The 14,132-nt window shown below is 69.3% G+C and carries 10 protein-coding genes; 5 read left to right on the forward strand and 5 right to left on the reverse strand.

All coding sequences use genetic code 11. From position 1 onward, the window contains the following. Positions 1-8: 8 nt before the first annotated feature. On the reverse strand, positions 9-2,483 hold the full coding sequence (locus JG616_RS04765) for an acyl-CoA dehydrogenase (RefSeq protein ID WP_199391820.1): 2,475 nt from the start codon (positions 2,481-2,483) through the stop codon (positions 9-11). A 184-nt stretch (positions 2,484-2,667) separates the two neighbouring features. Between JG616_RS04765 and JG616_RS04770 the strand changes: the two genes are divergently transcribed. Both JG616_RS04770 and JG616_RS04775 read left to right on the forward strand, forming a co-directional pair. Further along, entirely contained in the window at positions 2,668-3,249 is a 582-nt protein-coding gene (locus tag JG616_RS04770) for a TetR/AcrR family transcriptional regulator (RefSeq protein WP_234446566.1), read from the forward strand. Between the two features lie 106 nt (positions 3,250-3,355). Further along, positions 3,356-5,140 carry a phosphoenolpyruvate carboxykinase (GTP) gene (locus tag JG616_RS04775; protein WP_199391821.1) on the forward strand — a complete coding sequence of 595 codons (1,785 nt, stop codon included), beginning with the start codon at positions 3,356-3,358 and terminating at the stop codon, positions 5,138-5,140. 40 nt (positions 5,141-5,180) lie between these two features. Here the strand turns inward: JG616_RS04775 and JG616_RS04780 are convergent, their stop codons facing one another. From JG616_RS04780 to JG616_RS04795, 4 genes are all read right to left on the reverse strand, one after another. After that, complete coding sequence (locus JG616_RS04780) at positions 5,181-6,767, reverse strand: sulfotransferase (protein WP_199391822.1); 1,587 nt, start codon at positions 6,765-6,767, stop codon at positions 5,181-5,183. Between the two features lie 183 nt (positions 6,768-6,950). Next, positions 6,951-9,812: a TonB-dependent receptor gene (locus tag JG616_RS04785; RefSeq protein ID WP_199391823.1), complete on the reverse strand. Its 2,862-nt coding sequence runs from the start codon at positions 9,810-9,812 to the stop codon at positions 6,951-6,953. A gap of 172 nt (positions 9,813-9,984) precedes the next feature. Further along, positions 9,985-10,839, reverse strand: a complete 855-nt coding sequence (locus JG616_RS04790) for a hypothetical protein (protein WP_199391824.1) — start codon at positions 10,837-10,839, stop codon at positions 9,985-9,987. Between the two features lie 97 nt (positions 10,840-10,936). Then, positions 10,937-11,836 (reverse strand): Hsp33 family molecular chaperone HslO, encoded by a 900-nt coding sequence (locus tag JG616_RS04795; RefSeq protein ID WP_199391825.1) that lies wholly within the window; start codon positions 11,834-11,836, stop codon positions 10,937-10,939. Positions 11,837-11,910: 74 nt separating this feature from the next. Here JG616_RS04795 and mtgA point away from each other — a divergent pair, with 74 nt between their 5' ends. The 3 genes from mtgA to JG616_RS04810 are packed head-to-tail and all read left to right on the forward strand — an operon-like array spanning position 11,911 to position 14,114. Beyond that, complete coding sequence (mtgA, locus tag JG616_RS04800) at positions 11,911-12,669, forward strand: monofunctional biosynthetic peptidoglycan transglycosylase (protein WP_199360331.1); 759 nt, start codon at positions 11,911-11,913, stop codon at positions 12,667-12,669. Between the two features lie 25 nt (positions 12,670-12,694). Next, positions 12,695-13,723, forward strand: coding sequence for a glycosyltransferase family 2 protein (locus JG616_RS04805; RefSeq protein WP_199360333.1), 1,029 nt, complete (start codon positions 12,695-12,697; stop codon positions 13,721-13,723). Further along, positions 13,683-14,114, forward strand: a complete 432-nt coding sequence (locus JG616_RS04810; protein WP_199360335.1) for a CBS domain-containing protein — start codon at positions 13,683-13,685, stop codon at positions 14,112-14,114. The genes JG616_RS04805 and JG616_RS04810 overlap by 41 nt, the downstream gene beginning before the upstream one ends. Positions 14,115-14,132 lie beyond the last annotated feature (18 nt).

Consider the following 14,132-nt stretch of genomic DNA (forward strand, 5'->3'; position numbering starts at 1 on the left):
GGTCCTGCTCAGGCCGCTTCGCGCGTCCCGTCGGGTCGCTGGCCATCGTAGTACGTCGCCGCGCGCAGTTCGTGCGGCTCGAAGTCGTCGACGCTGATGGTGTCGAGCGTCATCGCGCGCAGGTCCTCCAGCTGCGTGCGCTCCTCCGCCGAGATCCAGCCCTCGCGCACGCCCTCGTCGAGCTGGCTGGCGAAGTCCAGCGCCTCGATGCCCTTGTTCTTCAGCGCCTTCAGGAACTTGCGCTCGACCGGCTCGGCCGCGATGGCCGCGGCCAGGTAGCTGTTGATGCGGCCGGCCGGGTTGTTCGCGCACGGCGTGGTGAACACGCCGGAGGCGAGGCGGTCGCGGCCTTCGTTCGGGGTCATCAGCAGCGCGGCGACGCGGTGGCCGAGGCGGTCGCCCGGGGCCACGGCGCGGCGGCCGAGCGGGAAGATCAGCATCCACATCAGCCAGCCCACCGGACGGATCGGGAAGTTGCGCAGCGCGGCCGACAGCGCGGTTTCGATCTTGTGGATGCTGTCGTGGTAGGCCCAGGCCAGCAGCGGCTGGTCGGCGACCGGCGCGCCTTCGTCGTGGTGGCGCTTGAGCATCGCGCTGGTCATGTACAGGTGGCTCAGCACGTCGCCCAGGCGGCCCGACAGCGACTCCTTGAACTTCAGCTTGCCGCCCAGCATCAGCATCGAAACGTCGGCCATCAGCGCCAGGTTGGCGGAGTGGCGGTTGAGGCGGCGGAAGTAGCGGCGGGTGTAGTCGTCGCCGGGCGCGCGGCCGAAGCGCGAGCCGGTGATCCCGAACCACACCGAGCGCACGGCGTTGGAGATCGCATAGCCGACGTGGCCGAACAGCGCGCGGTCGAACGCTTCCACGCCTGCGCGCTCATCCGGATCCTGCGCCGCCTTCATCTCCTTCATCACCCACGGATGGCAGAGGATCGCGCCCTGGCCGAAGATCAGCAGGCTGCGGGTCATGATGTTGGCGCCCTCGACCGTGATCGCGATCGGCGAGGCCTGCCAGGCGCGGCCGGCGAAATTGCGCGGGCCGAGGATGATGCCCTTGCCGCCGATGACGTCCATGACGTCCTTGGCGACGTCGCGGCCCATCTCGGTGCAGTGGTACTTGGCGATCGCGGACGGCACCGCCGGTACGTCGCCGCGATCGACGGCGGCGGCGGTGGCCTGTGACAGCGCGCTGATCGCATAGGCCTTGCCGCCGATGCGCGCCAGCGCCTCTTCCACGCCCTCGAAGCGGCCGATCGAAAGCCCGAACTGCTTGCGGATGCGCGCGTAGGCACCGGTGGTGACCGCGCCGGACTTGGCGCCGCCGCTGGCGGTGGAGGGCAGGGTGATCGAGCGGCCGATCGACAGGCACTCGCTGAGCATGCGCCAGCCCTCGCCGAAGCCGTTCTCCTCGCCGATGATCTGGCTCAGCGGCACGAACACCTCATGCCCGCGCACGGGACCGTTCTGGAACGGCGAGTTGAGCGGGAAGTGGCGGCGGCCGACGTCCATGCCCTCGACGTCGCGCGGCACCAGCGCCAGGGTGATGCCGATGTCGCGCACGTCGCCCAGCAGGCCATCCGGGTCGTACATGCGGAAGGCCAGGCCGATCAGCGACGCCACCGGTGCCAGGGTGATGTAGCGCTTGTCGAAAGTGAGCCTGACGCCCAGCACCTGGCCGCCGTCCCATTCGCCCTTGCAGACGATGCCGAAGTCGGGGATGGAGGTGGCATCGGAGCCCGCGAAGGGACCGGTCAGGGCGAAGCAGGGCACGTCGCGGCCGTCGGCCAGGCGCGGCAGGTAATGGTCCTTCTGCGCCCGGGTGCCGTAGTGCATCAGCAGCTCGCCCGGTCCGAGCGAGTTGGGCACGCCCACCGTCGAACTGACGACGCTCGAGATCGAGGCCAGCTTCTGGATCACCTTGTGGTGCGCCAGCGCGCTGAAGCCCAGGCCGCCGTACTCCTTGGGGATGATCATCCCGAAGAAGCGGTGGTCCTTCATGAACTGCCACATCTCCGGCGGCAGGTCGGCGCGCACGTGGGTGATGTCCCAGTCGTCGGTCATCAGGCAGAGCTGCTCGACCGGGCCGTCGAGGAAGGCCTGTTCCTCGGCGGTGAGCTGCGGCCTGGGCTGCGACATCAGCACGTTCCAGTCCGGCGCGCCCGAGAACAGTTCGCCCTCGAAGCCGACCGAGCCGGCCTCCAGCGCGATGCGTTCGGTCTGCGACAGCGGCGGCAGGATCCGCCGGAAGATCTTCAGCAGCGGCGCGGTCATCAGCGGCTTGCGGATGAAGGGCAGCAGCAGCGGAAGGGCGACCAGGACGGCGACCACGATGGCCGCGATGGTGGCGCCGCGGTGCGCGCCCAGCAGCCAGCACGCGGCGAGGGCGGCGGCGGTGATCGCGGCCCAGGTGGCCAGGCGCATGCGGTGGTAGGCGGCGAAGGCGCCGACCAGTACCAGGACGAGGAAGGGGACGACGATACTCATGGCATGGTCTCCGCGAGCATTGCGCCCGCCTTGGCTGATGGAGGCCAGCGTGTATTCCGCCAATGGCGGAATCCCCTAGACTGGCCCATACGGGCGAGTATGGACATCGCCGCGGCGGCCTGTCAACGCGTCCGTGGGCTCCCGGCGCTGTCCCGCACCCAAGCGTATGGATACACTCGGCGGCATGAAGACCACCGCCGCCAAGGGTGAACGCAGCCGGCTCAGCGCCGGGGACTGGGCCGAGGCCGCGCTGGACCTCATCGCCGAGCAGGGGGTCTCCGCGCTCGCGGTGGAACCGCTGGCGCGCCGGCTGGGCGTGACCAAGGGCAGCTTCTACTGGCACTTCCCGTCGCGCGACGCGCTGCTGCAGGCGGCGCTTGAACGCTGGGAGGCCTACGAGGAGCAGGATGTCTTCGGAAAGCTCGAAGCCGTCCCGGACCCGCGCGACCGCCTGCGCGCGCTGTTCCAGATGGTGGCGCGCGAGTTCAAGTCGCACATCGTGTACAGCGCGCTGCTGAAGGCGCCCGACCATCCGGCGGTGCAGCCGGTGATCGGCCGCGTGTCGCAGCGCCGCCTGGACTACCTCACGGCGTCCTTCCGCCAGGCCGGGCTTGGGCGGACCGAGGCGCGCCATCGCGCGCGGCTGACCTACGCCGCCTATGTCGGCTTCCTCCAGCTCAACCTGCAGCTGCACCAGGCGCGCATGCCGCAGGAGGAGTTCGACGAGTACGTGTCGCACATGGAGCGCACGCTCGTCCCCGGTTGAGACGCCGGTGCGCCGCGCGATGACGCGGTGCAGCACGGCGGCACGGTCCCCGCTCGCTAGAATTGCGGGTCCTGCCTGAAAAAAGCGCACTCCGGAGGCGCGAGACATGATTGCAGTTCCCCAGCAGGGCGCGGAAGCGTCGCCCGGCACCCGGCTTGCGTCCCTGCAGCAGTGGGTCGACGAAGTCGCCGCGCTGACCCGCCCCGACCGCGTGGTCTGGTGCGACGGAAGCGACGCCGAAGCCGCCACCCTGCAGGCGGCCATGATGGCCGACGGCACCCTTCTGCCGCTCAACCAGGACACCCATCCCGGCTGCGTGTTGCACCGCTCCCATCCCGACGACGTCGCCCGCGTGGAGCACCTGACCTTCGTCTGTCATGAGAACAGCGAGGACGCCGGTCCGAACAACCACTGGATGGCCCCGGCCGAGGCACACGCAACGATCGACGCGCTGTTCGACGGCTGCATGCAGGGCCGCACCCTGTACGTCGTGCCCTACTGCATGGGCCCGGTCGACTCGCCGCTGGCGCGCTGCGGCGTGGAGATCACCGATTCGCCGTACGTGGTGGCCAACATGCGCCTGATGACGCGCATGGGCGCCGCCGCGCTGGCGCGCATCGAGCGCGAGGGCGCCGAGGGCAAGCCGCTGGTCCGCGGCCTGCACTCCACCGGCGAGCTCGACCCCGGCCGCCGCTACATCATGCATTTCCCCGACGAGCTGGTGATCAAGTCCTACGGCTCGGGCTACGGCGGCAACGCGCTGCTCGGCAAGAAATGCCATGCGCTGCGCATCGCCTCGCACCAGGCGCGCCACGAGGGCTGGCTGGCCGAGCACATGCTGATCGTCGGCATCGAGAATCCACAGGGCGAGGTGCACTACGTGGCCGCCGCCTTCCCGAGCGCCTGCGGCAAGACCAACCTGGCCATGCTGATCCCGCCGGAGGCCTACCGCGAGCAGGGCTGGAAGGTGTGGACGGTCGGCGACGACATCTGCTGGATGCATCCGGGCGAGGACGGCCGCCTGTGGGCGATCAATCCCGAGGCCGGGTTCTTCGGCGTCGCGCCGGGCACCTCGGAGAAGTCCAACCCGAACGCGCTGCACAGCATCGAGCGCGACACCATCTTCACCAACGTGGCGGTGACCGACGACGGCCAGCCGTGGTGGGAAGGCCTGGACAAGCGCATTCCGGCGCACGATTGGCAGGGACGTCCATACGACGCTGCGAATGGCCCGGCCGCACATCCCAACTCGCGCTTCACCGTGAGCGCCAGGCAGTGCCCGACCTGGTCACCGCGCGCCGAGGATCCGCAGGGCGTGCCGATCAGCGCCATCGTGTTCGGCGGCCGCCGGTCGAGCCTGGTGCCGCTGGTGTTCGAGTCGCGCGATTGGGCACACGGCGTGCTCGTGGGCGCGGCGATGGGTTCGGAAACCACGGCTGCGGCCACCGGCGCCGTCGGCGTGATGCGCCGGGACCCGATGGCGATGAAGCCGTTCTGCGGCTACAGCTTCGCCGACTACTTCGCGCACTGGCTGTCCTTCGACAGGCCGGGCGCGCGGCTGCCGAAGATCTTCCACGTCAACTGGTTCCGCAAGGACGCCGACGGCCGCTTCATGTGGCCGGGCTTCGGCGACAACCTGCGTGTGCTGGAGTGGATCATCGGCCGCGTCGAGGGCGGGGCGGCGGCGGTCGAGACGCCGATCGGACACCTGCCGACGCACGATGCCCTGCGCCGTGACGGCCTCGAGCTCGACGACGCGGTGATGCAGGAGCTGCTGCGCGTCGACGAGGCGGGCTGGCAGGCGGAATCGGCCGAAGTCGCGGCTTACCTGGACGAGCTCGGCGTGCCTGCCGACTCGCCGCTGCGCACCAGCCTCCAGGCCGCGGCCTGAGTCGGCAGGACCCGGCGGCCGACCAGGCCGCCGGGTGCCGTCAGCCGCAATCGATCCCGGCGTCTTCCAGCATCGCCCGCAGCGGCTGCAGCTGCGCCTCGTAGCGCTTCCAGCGCCCGAGCGCGGTGGTGTACATCTTCGCCCGCACCTGGACCGCGCTGGCCGTGGTGACCGGCGCGGCGTTCTTCTCGAAGGACAGGCAGGCGTCGTCCCAGTCCAGCCCGCAGTGGGCGATGAGCGCGCGGCTGTCGGCTTCCTGCTCCGCCACCAGGGACTCGTACCGCACCTCGTGGATGCGGCCGGGGAAGGCGGCCTTCCAGTGGGCCATCAGCCTGTCGAACAGGATGTAGTAATGGCCGATGTCCAGCAGGTCGTACGAGTAGTCGAAGTAGGGCGACTCGGGCGCGAACAGCTGCCTGAAATTGCTCAGGCAGGTGTCCAGCGGATGCCTGCGGACGCAGACGAGCTTCGCCTCGGGCAGCGCACAGGCGATGTAGCCGAGGTAGAGGAAGTTGTGCGGCAGCTTGTCGGTGAACCGCGGCCGTGAGCCGGTGAAGGCCCGCGTGCTGGCCACGTAGTCGTCGCCGAGCTGGCGCCAGTCGATGGGCCTGGCCGTGGCGCGCGCGATGTGCTCCGGGTTGAACATCTCGAACGAGGGGCCGCCCATGGCGCGCTTCCACACCGACGCGAAGTTGTGGAGTTCGCCTGCCGACTGCACCTGCGGATGGCTGGACACGATGCGGTCGACGAGCGTGGTGCCGGTACGCGGCATGCCGACGATGAAGACCGGATCGCGGGCCTCGCTGCCCGTGGTGGTGGCGGGCGACCAGGGCTCGGGAAAGCCCGATGCCAGCGCGTCGAAGAGTTCGCGCTCGTGCGCCCTCGAGTAGCCCAGCATGTCGCGGGGCGCCGCCTTGCCGGTGACCATGCGGTCGAAGGCCCCCGCGTGGTCGCCGAGGTCCTCGAGCTCCTTGGCGAGCGCCATGTTGAGGAAGGTGGTCGCGGTCACCTTGCCCGTGGCGCCCGCCGCCAGCGCCGTGAGTCGCTCGATGTGGTTGGCGTCCGCCGTCTGCCGGCGCAGCTGGGACAGGGATTGGTGGGCCCGCCAGTGCTGCGGTTCCAGGCCGATGCAGGCTTCGAACTCGCGCTCGGCGCCGTCGATGTCGCCGAGGAAGGTCAGTGCGGTGCCCAGGTTGAAGCGCACGCCCGGATTCGCGGGCGCAAGCCCGGCCGCGTGGCGGAAGGCGACGGTGGCGCGCTCGTAGGCGTGGCACTGCACCAGCACCACCCCGAGCGTGTCGAAGCCGGCGGCGCTGTCGCGCGGCAGGAGCCGCTCGGCCTCGCCGGCGGCGGCGAGCGCCGCGTCGTAGTCCTGCGACGACGCGCAGGCGCGCGCGAGATAGAGGTGGAAATCGGCGCGGCCGGGCGCGAGCGCGATGGCCTGCCTGAAGACATCCCGGGCTTCGAGGACGCGGTCCTGCTCGAGCATGGCCACCCCGGCGATGAAGTGCACCTCGGGGTCGCCTGGATCCAGGTCGATCAGGCGCGCGGCGAGCGACTGCGCCTCGTCCCAGCGCTGACGCTGCAGGGCGGCGATCGCCCCCTGCTTGAGGACGCCAATGTCCATGGATGGATGTGATCCTGTCGTTGGGTCGGAGTGCGCGCGGCCCAGCAGCGTGGCGGCGTCGGCACTGCGGAGGATCGACATTATGCGGCATGCGCCAGGCCGGCCCGGCCCATTGCGCCCGCCACAAAAAACTACAGCCCCTTTCGGGGCTGTAGTTCAGAGCACTAACGGAAGTTCGATGGATCAGAACTTCTGGGTGTAGCGGGCGTAGATGAAGCGACCGATGTCATGACCGCCGTAGAACGCGAAGCCCGAGTTCGGCTGGGTGTAGTAGATCGGCGGATCCTTGTCGAGCACGTTGTTGGCGCCGACAGCGATACGCGCGTTCCACGGAGCATTCCAGCTGAACTGCAGGTCGTTGAACGTCGCCGAACCGACTTCGTTCTGCGGGACCACGGCGCCGAGGGTATCGGGAGCCTGGTAGTCGGGCAGCGAGCAGTGGGCGCCGTCGCCGAAGCCGGCGCACGATTCCTTGGTGCCCGAGTTGTAACGCACGCCCCAGGTCACGCCGAAGTCGTTGTAGTTCCAGCTCAGGTTGAGGTTGGAACGCACGCGGAAGGTGCCGCCGAAGCCGTTCGCCTGGCTCGGGACCTCTTCCGGATCGTTCGTCGACTTGGTCTCGTACATGCTGACGTAGGTCGTGGCCCAGCGCGCGCTGAAGCGGCCGTAGTCCGTGGTCAGGGCGTAGTTGACGTCGAGGTCGTAACCTTCGGTCTCGGCATAGCCCGAGTTGCGCACGCCGTACTGCAGGTTGTCGACGATGTAGCCCAGTGCCGCGTTGCGCGAGAACAGGGCGCAACGGGACTCGATCAGGGCGACGTAGCAGTCTTCCATGATCTCGTTGGGGGTATCCGACACGATGGTGTTGTCGATGCGGATGTTCCACCAGTCAAGACCGACCGACAGACCCTCGACAGCGCTGGGGCTGTACACGAAACCAACGGTCTTCGACTCCGAGAACTCCGGCTGGGTCAGCGGGTTGGAGCCCGAGGTGAACGGAACCGGGGTCTGCTGGCCAGCAGCGGTCGTGGGCACGAAGCCCTGCTGCAGCTGGCGGTAGCCGACCGGGACGTCCTGGAGGCAGCGCGCCGAACCGGCCGCCACACCGTACACGGTGTCGCAGGGATCGCGGAAACCGGTGGTGAAGGTGTCGGAGGTGCCGCCGTACAGGTCGCCGATGGTCGGGGCGCGGAAGCCCTCGGCCCAGGTCGCGCGGACCAGCAGGTCGTCCATCGGACGCCACTTCAGGCCGAACTTGTTGTTCGTGGTGTCACCGAAGGTGTCGAAGTCCGAGTAGCGGCTTGCGACGCTGAGCGACAGCTCCTGCGCGAACGCCATGTCGGCGAGCAGCGGGATGTTGAGCTCGGCGTAGACTTCGTCCAGCGAGTACGAACCGTAGGTCGGACCCGACGCGAGGTTGGTGGAGTCACCCGACTGCGCGATGGCGTCGGGGGAGAAACCGCCCTCTTCCTTGCGATGCTCGATGCCCACCGCGAAGCCGAGGTCACCGGCCGGAAGCGTGGCGATCGAACCCGCCAGGTTGGCGAAGTAGTTGTTGGTCTCGGTACGGCCGACCGCGTTTTCCTGCTTGTACAGGTAAGCCTGCACCTCCGGATCCTCGAGCGAATTCGCGACCGCGCCGGTACCGAAGCCCGCGAAGGGGTTCCACGGCACGCAGCCGACGATCACGGCACCCGGGGTACCGCAGACGATCTGGCCCTGGGCGTTCATGAACGACGGGCCCACCGCGCGGCGGATGTTCGGGATGTACAGGTTGCCGTTGTTGGTGATCGCCAGGTCGTTCTCGTTGAACATGTACCCGACGTCCCAGTCGAAGTAACGCTCACCGATGTCGAACGAGCCCTGCAGGGCGGCCGTCCAGCGCCAGGTGGTCTGGACGGTGTCGGTGGTGCGCGGCACTTCCCAGCCACGACGGCGCCAGTTCACCGGGGACACGCCGCCGGTCGGGTTGAAGTAGCTGTTGGCGGCCATCGGCGCGTTGACCGCGGCAGCCTGCGACTGGGTCGGGTAGCCGGCGATCTGGCGGTTCGACTCGCGCTTGGTGTAGCTGAGGTCGCTGACGAAGCGGACGTTGTCGGTCACGTCGTAGTTGACGTTGGCGAACAGCGAGCGACGCTCGATCGGGGTCAGGACGTGCATCTGGTCGGATGCGCGGCTCGTGTCGAGCGGGCTCAGGCCGTCCTGGTTGTGCCATTCGCCCGGGCCAAGGGCATCGCTGCCAGGATTGGCGACCTGCCACGGACCGGCACTGCCGACGCGCCAGTTGCCCCACTGGCCAACGACGGTCTGGCTGTACTGCGGGTAGCCCGGGTAGCTGTCGCGCGAGAAGAAGCGGTTGCGCGCCCAGACGCCGTCTTCATTGTGGTACTCGGCACCGATGGTCACCGAGCCACGGTCGCCGGCCATGCCGACCACGAAGTCGTAGCTCTGCTTCTGGCCGTCACCCTGGCCGTACTGGCCGAAGTACGCGTTGACTTCCGCGCCTTCGAAGTTGGTGCGGGTGATGATGTTGATGACGCCGGCCATGGCGTCGGAACCGTAGATCGACGACGCGCCGTCCTTCAGGACGTCGATGCGCTCGACCATCGAGGCCGGGATCGTCGACACGTCCTGGAAGCCGTCCGGGCTGATGCCCAGGCGCTTGCCGTTGACCAGGACCAGGGTGCGCTGGGCGCCCAGGTTGCGCAGGTCGATGTACTGGCCACCGGCTTCCGCGTTGGCGGTCAGCGGCGAGGTGCGGCTGAACGTCGGCGAGCCCGCGGACGGGATGTTCTGCAGGATGTCGGCAACGCTGTTGAAGCCGCCGGCCTGGATTTCGTCGCGGCTGATCATCGTGACCGGCTGGGCGGTCTCCACGTCAACCTGGCGAATGCGCGAGCCGGTGACCTCGATGCGATCGAGCGTCGTGGCCTGCTGTTCCGAGCTGTCCTGCGCGAACGCGACGCCGGTACCGGCGAGGACGGTCGCACCGGACACGAGCGCGAAGGAAATCGCGTCGCGGAGCTTGGTGGTCTTAAGGGTCATCTCTTCTCTCTCCAAGTGAGTCTTGGGTAATTCCCATGGGAGCCCACCGGTGGAGTCAAGATCGACACCAAGCCCGGTTAGGCCGTTGCCGATAGTAGCCCTGCCGGAGCAAAAATTAAAGTGTTGTTAATAATCGCCGGTTTCAGAGAAGAAACCGCGAAACATCAAGGACTTAGAGGTCCTGCTCGTACCGGATGTAGGGCACGGTGCCTTCGTCGTCGCGCGCGCTGGTGCCCGGGGCGAAGGGATTGCGGCCCTTGGTGACGAGGTTGTCGGCGCCCACGGTGAGCTGTCCGCTCCAGGGGGTGCGCCAGGTCAGACCCAGGCCCAGGCCTTCCCACTTGGGCTGCCCGGGGGTCTCGACCACGTGGCCGACGATGTTGGCGCTGAAGCGGCCGTAGCCGCCGCCAACGCTCACGCTGCGAGAGGTCCAGGCGTCGCCGATGCCGAGGTTGCTGGCCTCGGCCGGGGTGACCAGGGTGGCCTTGGCCATGGTGCCGGCGATCGACACCATGCCTTCGCGCCCGATGTTGTGCTGGGCGAACACGGTCAGGTCGTTGACGTCGACCGTGGCGGCCGCGCCGCGGTTTCCCGGGGCGAGCCAGCTGGGCAGGGTCCCGCTGCCGCTGCCGGCGTTGACGCCGACGCGGGTGTTGTTGCCGGCACGGAAGGCCGCGGTGCCGCCGGTGCGCTTGCCGGCCCCGTCCTGGAAGCTGGCCAGCATGCAGTTGTTGGCGAGGTTGCCGAGCGCGCTGGCCAGGCCGGTCTTGCGATCGCAGAACACGCCGAGCGACTTGCCGGCATCGATGCCGAAGGCGGCGTCGAGCGCGCGGCCGTCGAATCCGGACGCCGAACCGGAACCCGTGGGTTCCAGCAGCAGCAGGGCCTCGACCTTGCCACTGGACTGGTTCCACACCGGCAGCACGGCCTGTTCCCGCTTGCCCGCCGGCGACTGCGCATGGGCACCCGCCGCCACGCCGAAGGCGAGGAGCAGGGACAGTGCGAGCTTGGCGGGACGCGGCTTCATGGCCTGCTGATAGACCTGTCTGGCAGGCGGGAGTTCCGCCCGGTCGTGGGCACGACTCTAGTGCGTTTATGTTTCTTTAACAATGCCCGCCCCTCCGTCACTGCAGGCCGGGAGGTGCCTCCATTGGGCGCCTGTCCGCCGTGAAGAGCGCGTTGATGCCGGCCGCGTCGAACTGGTAGGCCTGGCCGCAGAATTCGCAGCGCACGGTGGCCACACCATCGACCAACGCGGCCTCGGCCTCGCTGCGGCCGAGCGACTCGAGCATCGCCTCCACCCGGCCCTGCGAGCACGAGCAGCCGAACGCCAGCGGCCGGCCTCCCACCAGCTCCGGGGACTCTTCGTGGAACAGGCGGTGCAGCAGCTCCGCCGCCGGCGTCGTGGCGAGTTCGGCCGCGCCCAGGGTCGAGAACAGGGCGCTCGCGCGATCCCAGCCGTCGCCGTCGCCGGCGTCGGCCGGAAGCTTCTGCAGCACCAGGCCGACGGCGTGGTCCGCGCCCGCGGTCAGCAGGATCCGCGTCGGGAGCTGCTCGGACCGGGTGAAATAGTCCTCGAACGCGCCGCCCAGGTCGGGCGCGTCCAGCGGCACCATGCCCTGGTAGCGGGTCGCCTCGCGGTTGCCGATGCCGGCGCCTTCGATGGTGATCGCCAGCAGCGCGTCCTCGCCGAGGCTTCCGAGGCCGTCGACGTCGTTGCTGCCCTCCGCCAGCCGCGCGATGCCGCGCAGCGTGCCTTCGGAGGTGCATTCGGCGAACAGCGTCCGCAGCCCATGCTGGCCCCGCAGCTGCACCGACAGGCGCCCGTCGACCTTGACGTGGCCGGTGAACAGCGCCGACGCGGCGGCCGCTTCGCCCAGCAGTGCGCGCACGCCCGGCGGGTAGTCGTCGCTCGAGGCGATCGCGCGCCAGGTTTCGCCCAGGTGGACGTGCACCCCGCGGACCCCGGCGCGCGGCAGCAGGAAGCGGGTGAGGTGGTCGCGGGCGTTGGCGGCGTCGGGCATGCGGGATCCGTGTGCGTTGTGGTGGTGCGCCGGGGCGGGATAATCGCGCATCGGCCGATCGGCGAACGTTGGAGATGGGGATGGCGGGCGGCAGGGACAAGGATGCAGGGGCGGCCGTGGCCGCCGCGTCACCGCCACGGCGCAGCCGCTGGCACTGGATGTGGAAGCTGCCGCTGCTGTTCCTGCTGGCGAGCATCGCCCAGGTGGTGGCCCTGCGTTTCGTCGATCCGCCGTTCACCACGTTCATGGCCATCCGCCAGTTCGAGGCGCTGCGCTCCGGCGATACCGCGTTCCGCATCGCCTACGACTGGCGCGACCTCGATGCGATCGCACCCTCGCTGCCGCTGGCGGCGGTTGCCGCCGAGGACCAGAACTTCGCCCGCCACCGCGGCTTCGACCTGGAGGCGATCGAGCGCGCGCTGGAGAGCAATGCACGCGGCGGCCGCGTGCGTGGCGGCAGCACGATCAGCCAGCAGCTGGCCAAGAACCTGTTCCTGTGGAGCGGGCGCAGCTGGGTGCGCAAGGGCCTGGAGGCCTGGTACACGCTGCTGATCGAGACCCTCTGGCCGAAGCAGCGGATCCTCGAGGTCTACGTCAACGTGGCCGAGTTCGGCGACGGCATCTACGGCGCGCAGGCGGCTGCGCGCAGCTACTGGGGCAAGGACGCGGCGGCGCTGTCCGGCGCCGAGAGCGCGCGCCTGGCCGCGGTCCTGCCGAGCCCGCGCCGCTACAGCGCCCATCGCCCGGGTCCCTACGTGCGGAAGCGGGCGCAGTGGATCCAGCGCAACATGCGCAACCTGGGGGGCGACGCCTGGCTGGAGCAGCTGGAGTGAGCCGCCGGCGCGCTAGGATGCCGGCATGACCCGCGATCGACTCACCGTGGTGGTGGCGGCCTTCAACGAGGCCCAGTCGCTGCCCCGGCTGCACCCCCGCCTGGCCGCCGTGCTGGATGCGCTCGCCGCGCGCGACGGCGTCGAGGGTGGCGTGCTCTACATCGACGACGGCAGCACCGACGCGACATGGGCGGTGCTGCAGGCGCTGGCGGCGGACGATCCGCGCGTGTCGCTGCTCCGCCTGTCGCGCAATTTCGGCAAAGAGGCGGCCCTGACCGCCGGCCTGGACCGGGTGCGCGAGGGCGCCGCACTCATCCTCGATGCCGACGGCCAGGACCCGCCGGAGCTGATCCCGCAATTCGTCGCGCGCTGGCGCGAGGGCTACGACGACGTCCACGGCACGCGCCTGGCGCGCGAGGGCGAGGGCTGGTTCAAGCGCGCTTCGGCGCATGGCTTCTACCGCGTCATGCAGCGCCTGTCGAAGACCCCCGTGCCCACGGACACCGGTGACTTCCGCCTGCTGTCGCCGCGCGCGCTGGACGCCCTGCGCGAGCTGCGCGAACGCCATCGCTTCATGAAGGGCCTGTTCGGCTGGATCGGCTTCAACCGCGTGGCGGTGCCCTATCGGCGGGAAGCGCGGATGGCGGGCCGCAGCAAGTTCAACGCCTGGCGGCTGTGGAACTTCGCGCTGGAGGGCATCACCAGCTTCTCGACCGCTCCGCTGCGCCTGGCGACCTATGCCGGCGTGGTCACCGCGCTGGTGGCCTTCGGCTACGGGCTGTGGATCATCCTCAAGGCGCTGTTCTGGGGGGACCCGGTGGCCGGCTGGCCGACGATGATGGCGGTGATCCTGTTCCTGGGCGGCGTGCAGCTGATGGCGCTCGGCCTGATCGGCGAATACCTCGGCCGCCTCTACGAGGAATCGAAGCAGCGCCCGCTGTACCTCGTCGACGCCTGGCGTCCGGCCGAAGGGGTATGCTCGACCGTGCCACCCACGAGCGAGCGAGGCTGCGATGCGTACGGTGAGGCAACTGCTGGAATCCAAGGGCGCTGAGGTCCACGCGATCGGTCCGGATGCGGCGGTGATCGATGCGATCCGGCTGATGGCCGAGCAGGGCATCGGCGCGCTGGTGGTGCTGGACCCCGGAGGGCGGCTCGCCGGCATCGTGTCCGAGCGCGACTACGCGCGGAAGATCGTGCTCGAAGGCCGGTCGTCGAAGGAAACCCCGGTGCGCGACATCATGACCGCCGACGTCGCCACCGTCCGCCTGGAGGACGGTGCCGAAGCCTGCATGCAGCTGGTGACCGAGCGCCGCGTCCGCCACCTGCCGGTGGTGAGCGCCGGGGAAGTGGTGGGATTGGTCTCGATCGGCGACCTGGTCAAGGCGGTGATCGAGGAGCAGCAGCGCGAGCTCGAGCACCTGCAGCGCTACATCAGCTCCTAGGCGTCAGCTCCTGATCGC

It is taken from the genome of Luteimonas sp. MC1895 (genome assembly GCF_016457215.1).
Lineage (GTDB): Bacteria > Pseudomonadota > Gammaproteobacteria > Xanthomonadales > Xanthomonadaceae > Luteimonas.

What these genes read in the sequence shown, in the direction of transcription:
- JG616_RS04765 (WP_199391820.1), bottom strand. Translation starts at nt 2,483, where the DNA reads ATGAGTATCGTCGTCCCCTTCCTCGTCCTGGTACTGGTCGGCGCCTTC.
- JG616_RS04780 (WP_199391822.1), bottom strand. Translation starts at nt 6,767, where the DNA reads ATGGACATTGGCGTCCTCAAGCAGGGGGCGATCGCCGCCCTGCAGCGT.
- JG616_RS04810 (WP_199360335.1), top strand. Translation starts at nt 13,683, where the DNA reads ATGCGTACGGTGAGGCAACTGCTGGAATCCAAGGGCGCTGAGGTCCAC.
- JG616_RS04785 (WP_199391823.1), bottom strand. Translation starts at nt 9,812, where the DNA reads ATGACCCTTAAGACCACCAAGCTCCGCGACGCGATTTCCTTCGCGCTC.
- mtgA (WP_199360331.1), top strand. Translation starts at nt 11,911, where the DNA reads ATGGGGATGGCGGGCGGCAGGGACAAGGATGCAGGGGCGGCCGTGGCC.
- JG616_RS04805 (WP_199360333.1), top strand. Translation starts at nt 12,695, where the DNA reads ATGACCCGCGATCGACTCACCGTGGTGGTGGCGGCCTTCAACGAGGCC.
- JG616_RS04790 (WP_199391824.1), bottom strand. Translation starts at nt 10,839, where the DNA reads ATGAAGCCGCGTCCCGCCAAGCTCGCACTGTCCCTGCTCCTCGCCTTC.
- JG616_RS04795 (WP_199391825.1), bottom strand. Translation starts at nt 11,836, where the DNA reads ATGCCCGACGCCGCCAACGCCCGCGACCACCTCACCCGCTTCCTGCTG.
- JG616_RS04770 (WP_234446566.1), top strand. Translation starts at nt 2,668, where the DNA reads ATGAAGACCACCGCCGCCAAGGGTGAACGCAGCCGGCTCAGCGCCGGG.
- JG616_RS04775 (WP_199391821.1), top strand. Translation starts at nt 3,356, where the DNA reads ATGATTGCAGTTCCCCAGCAGGGCGCGGAAGCGTCGCCCGGCACCCGG.